We start from the raw sequence: 14,116 nt of genomic DNA, 5'->3' as shown, positions 1-14,116 counted from the left end.
TATGGGCGCGCAGGAGTATGCCCGCAATCTTCTGCTCAATAGCTTCCACGCCGCGCTCGCCGCAGCCGATCCTCTGCGTATTGTGCCCCGGCATTTACCGCCCCGCCTTTGCAAAGGCGGAATTAGCACTCCGGGCCGGACCCTCGTGGTTGGCGCGGGCAAAGCTGCTGCATCGATGGCTCTGGCAGTGGAGAACCATTGGCAAAAAGGCGCGCGACAGGATGCCCCGCTGGACGGTATTGTTCTCACCCGCTATGGTCATGGATTGCCATTAAAAAAAATACATGTGGTTGAGGCAGGGCATCCCCTGCCTGATGAACATGGTGAACAGGCAACACGGGCCATTTTGGGTGAAGTGAAAAACCTCGATGCCAACGATTTTCTGCTGTGCCTGCTAAGCGGCGGCGGTTCAAGTCTGCTGTCACTGCCCGTTGATGGCGTATCGATCAACGATCTGAGAAACGTCACCGCGGGATTGCTCCGATGCGGCGCGACGATCCAGGAGATCAATACGGTGCGCAAACATCTTTCCGCCGTCCTGGGTGGCAGGCTTGCAGCGTCATGCCGGGCTCCGATACTGGCATTAATCATCTCCGATGTGACTGGGGACGATCCAACACATATCGCCTCCGGTCCGTGCGCGCCGGACCCGACAACCTACTCGGATGCATTGGCGATTCTCGACTATTATGGAATAAATGCGCCCGCTGCCGTGATGGAAACATTGATGACAGGCACTCGAGGAGAGCTCAGCGAGACGCCCAAACCTGGCAGCGCAGCGTTCCACAAGGTTGAAAATCGTGTGATCGCGAATGCCTACGGCTCGCTGCTGGCGGCAAAAGAATACTTGGAACGCCAAGGCATACCGACTGTCATATTGAGCGATGCCATTACAGGAGAAGCGCGCGAAGTTGCCAAAGTATTGGCTTCCATCGCCAAGGAAATTCGCTGTCATAAGCAGCCGTGGAAACCGCCAGTGGCCTTGATCTCCGGTGGTGAGACGACCGTCACAGTGCATAGGAATGGACGTGGTGGCCGCAATACGGAATTCCTCCTGTCCCTGGCTACCCAACTTGAGGGAACGGAGAAAATCTACGCGCTCGCCTGCGATACTGACGGAATAGACGGTACGGAACACAACGCCGGCGCGATCGCCACATCTGATTCACTGCGCCGGGCAAAACAGGAAGGCATTAACGCCGCCGCCTTGCTTGCTGGTAATGACGCCTACACTTTCTTTGAGCGACTGGATGACCTGATCGTCATGGGCCCGACCCGCACTAATGTCAACGACTACCGGGCAATATTAATTTTTTAAAATTCCTGTATCGTAGTTCTGTCTCGATCGGCTTGGTTCTTTTGAATCATGTCACGAAATCGCAATATTCTGTACATATGATAGAAATACCGACAAAATCGAAACATATGAAAACAGATGGCAGAGAATCCTGTTAGAAGGAACGAACGGATGGCAGCAACAATTTTAGTGGTAGAAGATGAACCGGCGATTCAGGAACTGATCGCATTTAGCCTGCGGCAAGCGCGGCACGACGTGTTTTGCGCAAAAAATGCGGAAGAGGCCATGGAGATCATCAACAACGCCCTGCCCAACCTCGTGTTGCTCGACTGGATGCTGCCGGGAATGAGCGGTGCCGAGTTTGCCCGCGTGTTGCGGCGCACAGTCCGGACTAAAACTATTCCTATTATCATGCTCACCGCTCGCGCCGAGGAAACTGACAAGGTGACGGGATTGGAAATCGGCGCCGACGATTATATTACCAAGCCTTTTTCTCCACGTGAACTACTCGCAAGGATTAAGGCGGTGCTGCGGCGGCGTTCACCGGAAGCGGCTGACGATATTGTCGAAATCGGCGGGCTGCGGCTTGACTCGGCGACCCACCGGGTAACTGCAAGAGACAGCGAAGTGCCTTTGGGCCCTACCGAATTCCGCTTGCTGCATTTTCTTATGACTCACTCCGAGCGGGTGCATACGCGTTCACAGTTGCTCGATCAGGTATGGGGCGACCACGTGTTTGTCGAGGACCGTACCGTGGATGTGCACATCCGCAGATTACGCAAGGCCTTGGAAACCGTAAACAAGGATGGCCTGGTGCAAACTGTACGAGGGTCCGGTTATCGATTGTCGGCGGGACAGACGGCGAGCGTGGAATAACGGAGAATATGATTCTGCTTCTTCATTCGAAATAACTACGTGGCCGGTTTTTGGGAGCGCCTCGCCACCGTTGTTCTGATTACTGTTGTAACCGGAATACTGCTGGGGGCGTTAGGCGCTGTTGCAACATTAGCGCTCTGTTGCGGCGTACTGCTGCTGATACTCATTCATCAGCAGCGCAATCTGGCAGCACTGGAAAAATGGCTCAGGGCTGAAAAGTCTTCATTGCCGAACAGTTCCGGCAAATGGGGTGATGTTTTCGCGCGCCTGGCGCGCCTCGTGCGTGAGCAGAAACACAGCCACCAGCAAATCAGTTCCGCTTTGGAACGCCTGCGCCGCGCCACCTCGGCCATGCCGGAAGGTGTGGTCATCATGGATGAGGTGGATCGTATCGAATGGTGCAACCCCGTAGCGGAAAAACATTTAAGTATAAACTCCAGCCTCGATGCCGGTCAGCATATCACCCATCTGGTGCGTCAGACACAGTTTGCTCAATATCTCGCGGCCCACAATTACAATGAGCCACTGGTAATCAAGCAATCCCGCCATCAAGGTCTGACGCTTTCACTACAGTTAGTGCCTTATGGTGACAAACAGAAACTGCTCCTCAGCCGTGACGTCACCCGCCTGGAAAGAATTCAAACCATGCGGCGGGATTTTGTGGCGAATGTATCGCACGAGTTGCGTACGCCGTTGACCGTGATAGGCGGATTTCTCGAAACGCTAACGGATGAGAGCCACGCGGATCCTGAGACACAGAAGTGGGCGCTTGGGCTGATGACCGATCAGACCAGGCGGATGCAGCACTTGGTGGAGGATTTGTTGACTTTATCCCGGCTGGAAGATACCGAGAACCAGGTTCGCGAGGACACTGTCGATGTGCCGGGGATGTTGCGCAAGTTGTATGATGAAGCGCAGTCCTTGAGCGCCCGACGCCATCTTGTCATCCTCAGTCTCGAAACAGATGCAAAATTACTGGGGAATAACGATGAGTTGCGCAGCGCTTTCAGCAACCTAATCAGCAATGCCATACGCTATACGCCAGATAGCGGCGTTATTACATTGAGCTGGATCATTCGTGATGGACAGGGTGTATTTTCGGTGCAGGACAGCGGCATCGGCATTGACCCGGAACATATCCCGCGCCTGACAGAACGCTTCTACCGGGTTGACCGTGGCCGTTCACGTGAAACCGGGGGTACCGGCCTGGGCCTTGCCATTGTCAAGCATGTGCTCACCTGCCACGAGGCCAAGCTGGAGATTACCAGCGAGCTGGGCAAGGGTAGCTGTTTTAGCGTCTGGTTTCCCGAAACGCGACTGCTGACGCAGAAGATGAGTAAACCTGATGCTGGTGTATAATCGCCGTTAATGGCGGTAGCCTGTTTGCATTTTTCAGGAATTGCTCCACTTCATGTCCAAGCCGCCCCTCGACCTCACCGAAATACCGGTCACCAGCCTCAGCGTTTATGATGGCGATCTTCTGCACGTGCGCGTGGACCGGGCGCGTCTGCCAGATGGCAAATTAGCGGTACGCGAATACATTACGCACCCTGGGGCAGTCGTTATCATTCCGCTGCTGCCCAACGGAGAGCTGGTGATGGAGCGCCAGCATCGCTACCCGCTGCATCGCGATTTCTATGAACTGCCGGCAGGGAAAATCGATGGTGGCGAAGATCCTCTGCTGTGCGCGAAGCGGGAGTTGCTGGAGGAAACAGGATATATGGCGAAAAGCTGGCGATATATCACGACATTGCATCCCTGCATTGGTTACTCGGACGAGAAGCTCATCTATTATCTTGCGGAGGATCTCGCCTTCGAAGGCGCCAGCCTGGATGACGGTGAGCACCTGGAAGTGTTCACCTTGTCACTTCCTGCGGCTCTGGGATGGGTCAGGGATGGAAAAATTACTGATAACAAAACCGTCTCCGGCTTATTCTGGGCTGAGAAGCTGTTGCGCGGAGAATGGTAGGTCACTTCTTGTTAATCGGCTTGGTACCAGAAACAATAATAGCGTTGGCCACACCTTGGGCCCTCACCCTGCCACTTACCCTGCCATAACCTCGTTACCGCCTTATCTCGCCGCCCTTCCTGATACGAATTGGTGTGAGCAATTGAGCAAGTGAGCACATTGGTACAGCGTGCTTGAACCCTCGCTAAAGAAGATATCTATAGAAGTATTACTCCGCAAAGAACTGGCGCACCTTGTCCATCCAGGATTTAGCCCGAGGACTGTGGCGCGAACCATCCTCCTGACTCATCGATTCCTCCAATTCCTGCAACAACTCTCTCTGGCGCGTGGTCAGCTTGATGGGTGTCTCCACCATTACGTGGCACAACAGATCTCCGGGCGCGTTGCTGCGCACGCCTTTGATCCCTTTGCCACGCAGGCGAAAAACCTTTCCGCTCTGGGTTTCGGCTGGAATCTTGATTTTGGCATGACCATCGAGCGTGGGAATTTCGATGTCGCCACCCAGCGCGGCAGTCGTGAAACTTATCGGCATTTCACAGTGCAAATCATTATGATCGCGCTGGAAAACGCTGTGAGGCGACAGATTAATTACCACATACAAATCCCCAGGCGGGCCATTGTTGACCCCGGCTTCGCCTTCGCCGGATAAACGAATCCGATCGCCTTCATCCACTCCCGCAGGAATTTTTACAGATAATGTCTTGTGCTGCCTGACGCGTCCCGAGCCACTACATGTCACGCAAGGGCTTGAAATAAATTTTCCGCTGCCATGGCATTTGGGGCACGTTTGCTGGATCGAGAAAAAACCCTGTTGCATTCGAACTTGACCGTGTCCGTTGCAGGTAGGGCATGTGATGGGGGAAGTGCCAGGCTTGGCGCCACTGCCGTGGCAGGTTTCGCAAACATCCATTGTGGGAATGCGAATTTTGGTTTCAGTTCCGCGTGCCGCCTGCTCGAGCGAAATTTCCAGGTTATAACGTAAATCGGCGCCGCGATAGACATTGGCATGACCGCGACCACCGCCGAAGAGATCTCCGAATATATCACTGAATGCGTCGGTGAAGCCTTCATGGCCTGTTCCGCCCATGCTGGAATCGACGCCAGCATGGCCATGCTGGTCGTATGCCGCACGCTTCCTTGGATCTGACAGCATCTCGTAGGCTTCTTTGGCTTCCTTGAAATGCTCTTCTGCTTTTGGATTATCCGGGTTGCGATCCGGATGATATTTCATGGCCAGCTTGCGATAGGCCCTTTTGATGTCATCTTCGCTGCAGTCGCGGTTGATGCCCAGCACTTCGTAATAATCGCGTTTGCTCATATGAATTATTATATTATTGAAATCTGGAAGAGCAGGAGATAGGCCCGCCAATCAAACCGGAGCAACGTTTTCCGGTGAAAGAAAGACGTCATCTCCCCCAAGCTTCTCCAACGTAGTAAGGGTCGCTCTTCAATTCAATATCAGATGCTTTTTCCGATAAACCAAAACGCAGGATATGCAGAAATTTTTACTTTCCGCCCTATCGCTGCGTCGGGTTGGTAATTTCTTGTCTAATGGACTTTATTTCTTGTCCTTGACTTCCTCAAATTCCGCATCCACCACTTCGCCTTCAACAGGTTTTTCGCTTCCGCCTTGCGAACCCGGTTCGCCGCCTGGCTGAGCCTGCTGGGCCTGCTCTTGCGAATACATCTTCTCCGCCAGTTTATGCGAGACCTCTGCCAGCGCCTGGGTCTTGGCCTCAATGACATCCTTGCTGTCGGATTTGAGCGCTTCTTCAGCCTCCTTCAGCGCAGCTTCTATTTTTGATTTCTCGTCGTCGCTCAGTTTGTCGCCGTGTTCCTTTAATGATTTTCTCACTGAATGGATCATCGCATCGCACTGGTTGCGGCTGGTAACCAATTCCATCGCCTTGTGATCTTCCTCGGCATGCGCCTCGGCATCCTTGACCATGCGCTGAACTTCCTCGTCGGATAAGCCGGAGCTTGCCTGAATCTTGATTTTATTTTCCTTGCCTGTGGCCTTGTCCTTGGCGGATACGTGGAGTATGCCGTTCGAATCAATATCGAACGCCACCTCGATTTGCGGCAAGCCCCGCGGCGCCGGCGGAATATCGCTCAGATTGAATTGACCCAGACTTTTGTTACCGGACGCCATTTCCCGCTCACCTTGCAACACATGGATGGTCACAGCAGTCTGATTGTCGTCGGCGGTTGAAAATACCTGTTGCGCCTTCGTTGGAATGGTCGTGTTTTTCTGGATCAGTTTGGTCATTACACCCCCGAGCGTTTCGATGCCCAATGATAAGGGGGTAACGTCCAGCAGCAGCACGTCCTTCACCGCGCCCTGCAGCACACCGCCCTGAATAGCCGCGCCCACCGCAACCGCTTCGTCGGGATTGACGTCCTTGCGCGGCTCTTTGCCGAAAATCTCCCTGACCTTATCCTGCACCTTGGGCATACGGGTCTGCCCACCCACCAGGATAACGTCGTCAATATCGGAAACCTTCACGCCGGCATCCTTGATGGCGATACGGCAGGGTTCTACCGTCCGTTCAATCAACTCTTCCACCAAGCTTTCCAGCTTGGCCCGTGTGATTCTTACCGCCAAATGTTTGGGGCCAGAAGCATCCGCTGTAATGTAAGGCAAGTTGACCTCGGTCTGCTGGCTGGAAGAAAGTTCGATTTTGGCTTTTTCCGCGGCATCTTTCAGCCGCTGCAGGGCAAGCATATCCTTCTTGAGGTCTATGCCGCTTTCCTTTTTGAATTCGTCCACCAGGTATTCGATGACGCGCGAGTCGAAGTCCTCGCCACCGAGGAAAGTGTCACCATTTGTGGCCAGTACTTCGAACTGGTGCTCGCCCTCCACTTCCGCGATTTCAATAATGGAAATATCGAAAGTGCCTCCACCCAGGTCATACACCGCTATCTTGCGGTCCCCTTCTTTTTTATCCATACCGAATGCCAGGGCGGCCGCTGTCGGTTCGTTGATGATTCGTTTGACTTCCAGGCCGGCGATACGCCCGGCGTCCTTGGTCGCCTGGCGCTGCGAATCGTTGAAATAAGCCGGAACCGTAATGACCGCTTCGGTTACCGACTCCCCGAGATAGTCCTCGGCGGTCTTTTTCATTTTTTTCAGCACTTGTGCGGAAACTTCTGGCGGCGCAATTTTTTTACCCCGCACTTCTATCCATGCATCACCGTTATCAGCCTTGATGATGTGGTACGGCACCATCTTGATGTCCCGCTGCACCATTTCTTCGTCGAAACGGCGGCCAATCAGGCGCTTGACGGCAAACAAGGTGTTTTTTGGATTAGTGACCGCCTGGCGCTTGGCGGATGCACCCACCAGGATCTCTCCATCTTCCGTGTAAGCAACAATCGAAGGGGTCGTGCGAGCACCCTCGGAATTCTCTATTACCTTGGGCTTGCCGTTCTCCATGACGGCCACGCATGAGTTGGTGGTACCGAGGTCAATGCCGATGATTTTTGCCATGATTTAATCCTTATTGATAGTTAGTTTCTGGTACGAATATTCGTCTGCGCGCGATATCATCTTTGCCACACATGGGGATCAAGACGTCGATTTCAAGTTCCTTTGGCCTTCGAGACCACCACAAGAGCAGGTCGAATGACGCGATCATTCAAAACATAGCCTTTTTGCATTACCTGCACCACGGTATTGGGTGGAAGATCGGACTCTACTGTGGAAATCGCCTGATGCAAATGCGGATCAAATTTCTCACCCAGCGGATCGATCACCTTGATATTGAATTTTTCAAAAGCCGAGGCAAGCTGCTTACGCGTCAATTCCATTCCACTTTTGAAGTTTTCGACTGTCGCGTTTTCCACTGCCAAGGCCGCCTCAAGGCTGTCCATGACAGCCAGTAGTTCCGTGGAAAAATTTTCGATCGCATATTTATGGGCATTGGCAATGTCCATCTGCGCCCGTTTCCTAATGTTCTCAGCATCTGCCTTGGCGCGTAACCAGGCGTCGCGATGTTCCTCTGCCTGGAGCTCAGCTTGCCTAAGCGATTGTTCCAGGCTTGGCATTGTTTCTACCGCCGGTTCCGCCGCCTTGCTTTCACCGTTGGTGGCTGGGGACGCATTGGTCTCGTTGTGCGCCGTGACGTCAGGTTGATGTGGTTGAGGGGAATCTTTATCCGTCATGAGTCTCTCCTAATTTTTGGCTCTCCTGATTTTTATTCAGGAGCATGTGGGGATGGTTTTGCTAATTTCAAGCATCAGAAAATTGCGCAGGCTATTCCTTCCCGGCATTCCGAATCGTAGTTTAAAAGTTGTTGAAATTCCGTGATTCTGCCAAGCAGAATTTAGAGTGTAGTCTGTTGCTGCCCGTGTAGTCTGTTGCTGCCCGTGTAGTCTGTTGCTGCCCTAAGTTCAGACTCGTTCAGATCCTTCGGGTCAGCGCAGCAGCCTTTCCGATATAGCTCTGTGGCGTCATTTCCCGAAGCCGCCTTTTTTCGGCTTCCGGGAGAGCAAGGCGGCCGATAAATTCATGTAGCGTATCCTTGGTAATGCCGCCCCTGCCGCGAGTCAATTCTTTCAGTTGCTCATAGGAGTCGGGTATACCATAGCGGCGCATCACTGTCTGGATCGGCTCGGCCAGAACTTCCCATGCGTCTTCAAGATCTTCGATCAAGCGTTCGGTATTGATTTCGAGCTTGTCCAGTCCCTTGCTGCATGAATCGTATGCCAGCATAGTATGCCCCAATGCCACACCCATGTTACGAAGAACGGTTGAGTCCGTGAGGTCCCGCTGCCAGCGCGATATTGGCAGTTTTTCGCTCAGATGGCGCAGCAGCGCATTGGCAATGCCGAGATTGCCTTCGGAGTTTTCAAAATCTATTGGATTGACTTTGTGCGGCATGGTTGATGAGCCCACTTCACCTTCTCTGACTTTTTGCTTGAAGTAAGCCAGGGCGATATATCCCCATATGTCGCGGTTAAGATCCAGCAATATGGTATTGATTCGCGCATAGGCGTCAAATAGTTCAGCCATGGCATCATGCGGCTCGATCTGGGTGGTGTAGGGATTGAATGTCAGACCCAGCTTTTCCACGAAGTTCTGCGCAAAGGTTTCCCAGTCAAATGCTGGATAAGCCGCCAGATGTGCGTTGTAATTGCCCACCGCCCCATTGATTTTGCCAAGTATGGGCACCTCGGCCAGCCGCTCCCGGGCCTGTAACAGGCGATATGCGAAGTTGGCAAATTCCTTGCCAACTGTCGTAGGCGTTGCAGGTTGACCATGAGTACGGGCTAGCATGGGTGCATCCGACAATTGATGCGCTATCCGGACGAGTGTGCTGATGATTTTGTCCAATCCGGGCAACATCACGCAGTCGCGGCTATGCATCAGCATCAATCCATGGGAAAGGTTGTTGATATCCTCCGATGTACAGGCAAAATGGATGAATTGGGCGATTCTGGCGATCTCGGCATTCTTCGTCAGATGCTGCCGGAGCCAATACTCGATGGCCTTGACGTCGTGGTTAGTGCGCGTTTCGATAAGTTTGACCGCTTCTGCGTCCGTTTCGGAAAAATTTGCCGCGATACTATCAAGTTGGGAAATAGTAGCCTCGGAAAATGGCGGAGCTTCAGCAATCTCGGGTGTGCAGCTCAAGGCTTTGAGCCATTCGATTTCCAGCTGGATGCGGTAACGAATCAGGGCAAATTCACTGAAATAACGCCTGAGATCAGAGACTTTCCCATGGTACCGTCCATCCAGAGGAGAGAGTGCGGTAAGATAAGATGAATTCATATTTTAATTGTGGATTCCGAGGCTAAGGATGTCTGAATAAGCCCCACGCGAGCACGACAACGGACCTTGGGGATGAGATGCCCAAAGGCCGAGAAGGCCTGCGACGCGACTGGGACGACCGCGCAGTGCGGAGCAATGCTCCTTCCCAAGAAGGCTCGACCTGAGAGTGAGCATAGCGGCCCCAAACAAGCCCAGCAACATGGTCTTGGCATCCCCGCCGCTTCCCGATCAATTTTAGCACAGGTAAGTAGTCACCCCAGACTATGCGCCGCCCCTATGCCCTACCGCCGAGAAAGCCGATATAATGCCGACTGACAATTGTTCCCCCTCCAGAGGTTGTCATGAAGCTTATTGGTTCAACCACCAGCCCATACGTGCGCAAGGCGCGCATTGTTTTGGCAGAAAAGCATATCGGTTACAATTTTGAATTGGATGGCCCCTGGAATGCGGATAGCCATGTACCGGACTATAACCCGCTCGGCAAAGTACCGGTATTGATTATGGACGATGGCACCAGCCTGTTCGATTCACGCGTCATTGTCGAATATCTCGATAGCGTCAATCCCGTATCTCGTCTGATCCCGGAATCCAACCGGCGGCGAATCATGGTAAAGCGCTGGGAGGCATTGGCCGATGGTATCTGTGACGCCGCCGCGGCGGTATACCTGGAACACAAACGCCAGGGGATGCAGCAAAGTCAGGAATGGATTTCCCGTCAACAGAACAAAGTCGCGCGGGGCCTGGAAATGGCGTCGCGCGAACTGGGTGATAAGAAATGGTGTGACGGTAATGTCTATACACTCGCTGATATTGCCCTGGGCTGTGCGCTGGGCTACTTGGCGTTTCGTTTTCCTGAAATCGAATGGCGCAACAACTTATCCAATCTTGCAGAACTTTTTGAAAGGCTGGAAAAGCGCCCGCCATTCATGGAAACAACCCCCCATGACTAATGGGGCGGCTCAGGGCGTTTTATCGGTAATAACCCCGCCCCCAAGACACACCTTGCTTTCATAAACCACCACAGATTGTCCCGGTGCTACAGCCCATTGCGGCTGGGCAAATTCGATTTCGCATTTGTCATGATCGATGTGGGTGATAGCACATGGCGCATCAGGTTGACGATAACGGATTTTGCCGGCGTAAACCCAGTTGCAATGGGGTGCCCGGCCGCTTATCCAGGTCAAATCGACCGCGGTAAGAGACGACCGGAATAGAACGGGATGATCGTGACCTTGTACGACCACCAGTGTATTGCTTGCCATATTCTTGTTTGACACAAACCACGGCTCCCCATCACCGGCTCTGGTTCCGCCAATACCCAATCCCTGCCGTTGCCCAATGGTGTAGTACATCAGGCCGGCATGCCTGCCCATGACTGTACCGCCTGGGGTTCGTATCTCTCCGGGCTCGTACGGCAAGTAGCGTCTTAGAAATTCCCTGAACGGGCGTTCGCCGATAAAACAAATTCCTGTGCTGTCTTTCTTGGAAAAGTTCGGCAGACCGTGCTCCTTCGCGATCTTGCGCACCTCGCGCTTGTAAAGGTGGCCGATAGGAAACAATGTCCTGCACAATTGAGCCTGATTTAAGCGGTAGAGAAAGTAGCTTTGATCCTTGGCGCCATCCTCGCCTTTCAGCAACTGGTAAATCCCATTCCGTTCCTGTACCTGAGCATAATGCCCGGTCGCGATAAACTGTGCGCCAAGCTCGACCGCATGCTCAAGAAAGGCTTTGAACTTGATCTCGGCGTTGCACAATACATCCGGATTGGGCGTCCGCCCGGCTTTGTATTCAGCAAGAAAATGGCTGAATACGCGCTCTTTGTATTCTGCCGAGAAGTTGACTGCTTCCAGCGGAATGCCAATGATATCCGCCACGGAGGCGGCATCGATCAGGTCCTGTCGGGATGAGCAATACTCGTCCGTATCGTCATCTTCCCAATTCTTCATGAAGAGGCCGAGCACGTCATAGCCCTGCTGTTTTAACAGCAACGCGGCTACCGATGAATCAACCCCGCCAGACATACCGACCACCACGCGCGCCTTGCTCATCGTATTCAATCGCAATACGTAAGAATATCCAGAGGATAGCGCTTGCCCGCAAGATGGTCTTCGATACACTTCATTACAAGCGGACTACGGTGACAGTACGTCATTTTGCGGATTTCATCCGTGCCAAACCATCCGGCGCTTAATATTCCCTCATCCAATGCGCGACCCGGATCGTGACCGACGACAGTACCGATAAACGCAAAGCGGAGGAAAACGGTGTTGTCAGCCCGGGAGTGCCAGTGGTATATGCCCAGCACAGATTGCGGAATAAAAACGTAGCCCGTTTCTTCCAGAGTTTCGCGAACGGCGCCCTGAATGATCGATTCGTTCGGCTCGAGATGGCCGGCCGGTTGGTTGAAGAGGATACCGTTACTGGTTTGTTCCTCAACCAACAGGTATTTCCCTTCGTTTTCGATAATTGCTGCAACTGTGACATTGGGTTTCCAGATCATAAATCCTTATACAGCTTGATTATCAGAAATGACATTCAGTAGAAACGCGGCCCATTAGCATTCGTAACGCCCTACCAACGTAAGCTACTGGAACTGCACTTTATCTTTTCGATGGGCACAAGAAACAAAAGGCCTGATTAACAGCAAAAGGCCGGACTCCAGCGGAACCCAACCCTGCTGCCTCAGCCCTAAGCGCATTAGCCCATCTCTTTAAAAGGCGGGTAAAATATACAGATTTTTATTCGCTCAGGTGTTTATTTTAAATAACACGTCTGTTATTTATTACCGCAAACTCCGCGAAAAACTCCACCATTACTATTTTACTCTAGCTATCTATTTAGGGAGATACCATGTACCAGCATATCAGGACGCCAACCGAAGGCGCCAAAATCCGCGTGAATGCAGATTTCGCCCTGGAGGTTCCGGATAATCCCATTATTCCTTTTATCGAGGGCGACGGTATTGGAGTCGACATTACTCCCGTCATGAAAAAAGTGGTGGATGCGGCAGTAAACAGAGCTTACCGCGGCAAGCGAAAGATATCGTGGATAGAAATTTATGCCGGCGAAAAAGCCCGCGATATTTATGGCAATGATGCGTGGCTGCCGGACGAGACGTTGCAGGCTGCCAGGGAATATGTGGTGTCTATCAAGGGTCCACTCACCACCCCGGTGGGGGGAGGCATTCGCTCTATTAACGTGGCCTTGCGCCAAGAGCTTGACCTGTATGTTTGTTTGCGTCCTGTGCGCTACTTTCAGGGCGTTCCCAGTCCGTTAAAGAATCCCGAAAAAACGGATATGGTGATTTTTCGCGAGAATTCGGAAGACATCTATGCAGGTATTGAATGGGAAGCCGAGTCGGATAGCGCAAAAAAGATCATCGGCTTTTTAACGACGGACATGAATGTCACCAAGATACGCTTCCCCCAGACATCGGGAATCGGCATCAAACCCGTATCGAAAGAGGGCACTGAGCGACTTGTCCGCAGAGCAATACAGTATGCAATCGATAACAACCGCCGCTCGGTCACGCTGGTGCACAAAGGCAACATCATGAAATTTACGGAGGGGGCATTTAAAAATTGGGGCTACGAACTGGCGAAACGAGAATTTGGAGCCAGTTTGCTGGATGGTGGACCATGGATGAAGCTGCCTGCCGAAAACGGAGGACTCGTTATCAAGGACGTGATTGCTGACGCCTTTCTGCAACAGATTTTGCTGCGCCCGCAGGAATATGATGTGATCGCCACGCTGAATCTGAACGGCGATTATATTTCTGATGCCTTGGCGGCTCAAGTCGGGGGTATTGGAATAGCTCCGGGTGCGAACCTCAGCGACTCGATAGCAATTTTTGAGGCAACACATGGCACTGCGCCCAAATATGCCGGTAAGGATCAGGTAAACCCGGGTTCAATTATCTTATCGGCGGAAATGATGCTGCGGCACATGGGATGGAACGAGGCTGCCGATCTGATTATCGCGGCAATGGAAAAAACTATCCAGGCCAAAATCGTGACTTATGATTTTGCACGGCAAATGACCGGCGCGCGGGAAGTTTCATGTTCGGCATTTGGTCAGGCACTGATTGAGCATATGGATAGCTGATCCAATAAAAAGAAAACCCCTTGCCAGGATCCCTGGCAAGGGGCGTCGATAATTCTGTAATTACTAACTGACTTCGGGTTGGCCGCGCCAGCGAGAA

Annotated in this window: 12 protein-coding genes; 6 read left to right on the top strand and 6 right to left on the bottom strand. The window is 52.6% G+C overall.

Annotation, left to right across the window (positions count from 1 at the left end):
* Position 1 precedes the first annotated feature (1 nt).
* The 4 genes from BMX00_RS05000 (at position 2) to BMX00_RS04985 (ending at position 4,142) form a co-directional block, all read left to right on the top strand.
* The gene (locus tag BMX00_RS05000) at positions 2 to 1,318 is read left to right on the top strand and encodes a glycerate kinase type-2 family protein (protein WP_090827826.1); all 1,317 of its coding nucleotides are present in this window, start codon (positions 2 to 4) and stop codon (positions 1,316 to 1,318) included.
* Between the two features lie 150 nt (positions 1,319 to 1,468).
* Positions 1,469 to 2,173 (top strand): phosphate regulon transcriptional regulator PhoB, encoded by a 705-nt coding sequence (gene phoB / locus BMX00_RS04995; protein ID WP_090827824.1) that lies wholly within the window; start codon positions 1,469 to 1,471, stop codon positions 2,171 to 2,173.
* A gap of 39 nt (positions 2,174 to 2,212) precedes the next feature.
* Entirely contained in the window at positions 2,213 to 3,532 is a 1,320-nt protein-coding gene (gene phoR / locus BMX00_RS04990; RefSeq protein ID WP_090827819.1) for a phosphate regulon sensor histidine kinase PhoR, read from the top strand.
* 52 nt (positions 3,533 to 3,584) lie between these two features.
* Positions 3,585 to 4,142, top strand: coding sequence for an NUDIX domain-containing protein (locus tag BMX00_RS04985; protein ID WP_090827817.1), 558 nt, complete (start codon positions 3,585 to 3,587; stop codon positions 4,140 to 4,142).
* 208 nt (positions 4,143 to 4,350) lie between these two features.
* Here the strand turns inward: BMX00_RS04985 and dnaJ are convergent, their stop codons facing one another.
* From dnaJ to purB, 4 genes are all read right to left on the bottom strand, one after another.
* A complete protein-coding gene (gene dnaJ / locus BMX00_RS04980) occupies positions 4,351 to 5,460 on the bottom strand; it encodes a molecular chaperone DnaJ (protein ID WP_090828200.1) in 1,110 nt (369 codons plus the stop codon).
* A gap of 240 nt (positions 5,461 to 5,700) precedes the next feature.
* Positions 5,701 to 7,632, bottom strand: coding sequence for a molecular chaperone DnaK (dnaK, locus tag BMX00_RS04975; RefSeq protein WP_090827815.1), 1,932 nt, complete (start codon positions 7,630 to 7,632; stop codon positions 5,701 to 5,703).
* A 92-nt stretch (positions 7,633 to 7,724) separates the two neighbouring features.
* Positions 7,725 to 8,306, bottom strand: coding sequence for a nucleotide exchange factor GrpE (grpE, locus tag BMX00_RS04970; protein WP_090827813.1), 582 nt, complete (start codon positions 8,304 to 8,306; stop codon positions 7,725 to 7,727).
* Positions 8,307 to 8,544: 238 nt separating this feature from the next.
* On the bottom strand, positions 8,545 to 9,915 hold the full coding sequence (purB, locus tag BMX00_RS04965; RefSeq protein WP_090827811.1) for an adenylosuccinate lyase: 1,371 nt from the start codon (positions 9,913 to 9,915) through the stop codon (positions 8,545 to 8,547).
* Between the two features lie 341 nt (positions 9,916 to 10,256).
* On the opposite strand from purB, the gene BMX00_RS04960 reads away from it, so the two are divergent.
* Positions 10,257 to 10,865, top strand: coding sequence for a glutathione S-transferase (locus BMX00_RS04960; RefSeq protein ID WP_090827807.1), 609 nt, complete (start codon positions 10,257 to 10,259; stop codon positions 10,863 to 10,865).
* Between the two features lie 9 nt (positions 10,866 to 10,874).
* On the opposite strand, the gene mnmA is transcribed toward BMX00_RS04960, so the two are convergent.
* Both mnmA and BMX00_RS04950 read right to left on the bottom strand, forming a co-directional pair.
* Positions 10,875 to 11,963 carry a tRNA 2-thiouridine(34) synthase MnmA gene (mnmA, locus tag BMX00_RS04955; RefSeq protein ID WP_090827805.1) on the bottom strand — a complete coding sequence of 363 codons (1,089 nt, stop codon included), beginning with the start codon at positions 11,961 to 11,963 and terminating at the stop codon, positions 10,875 to 10,877.
* Positions 11,964 to 11,968: 5 nt separating this feature from the next.
* Positions 11,969 to 12,415 (bottom strand): NUDIX hydrolase, encoded by a 447-nt coding sequence (locus BMX00_RS04950; protein WP_090827803.1) that lies wholly within the window; start codon positions 12,413 to 12,415, stop codon positions 11,969 to 11,971.
* 350 nt (positions 12,416 to 12,765) lie between these two features.
* On the opposite strand from BMX00_RS04950, the gene icd reads away from it, so the two are divergent.
* The gene (icd, locus tag BMX00_RS04945) at positions 12,766 to 14,019 is read left to right on the top strand and encodes an NADP-dependent isocitrate dehydrogenase (RefSeq protein ID WP_090827801.1); all 1,254 of its coding nucleotides are present in this window, start codon (positions 12,766 to 12,768) and stop codon (positions 14,017 to 14,019) included.
* Positions 14,020 to 14,116: the final 97 nt, after the last annotated feature.

It is taken from the genome of Nitrosovibrio tenuis (genome assembly GCF_900109785.1).
In the GTDB taxonomy this organism is placed as follows: domain Bacteria; phylum Pseudomonadota; class Gammaproteobacteria; order Burkholderiales; family Nitrosomonadaceae; genus Nitrosospira; species Nitrosospira tenuis_A.
Note: the sequence above shows the minus strand (reverse complement) of the source record. Positions and strands in the feature narration are given on the sequence as shown.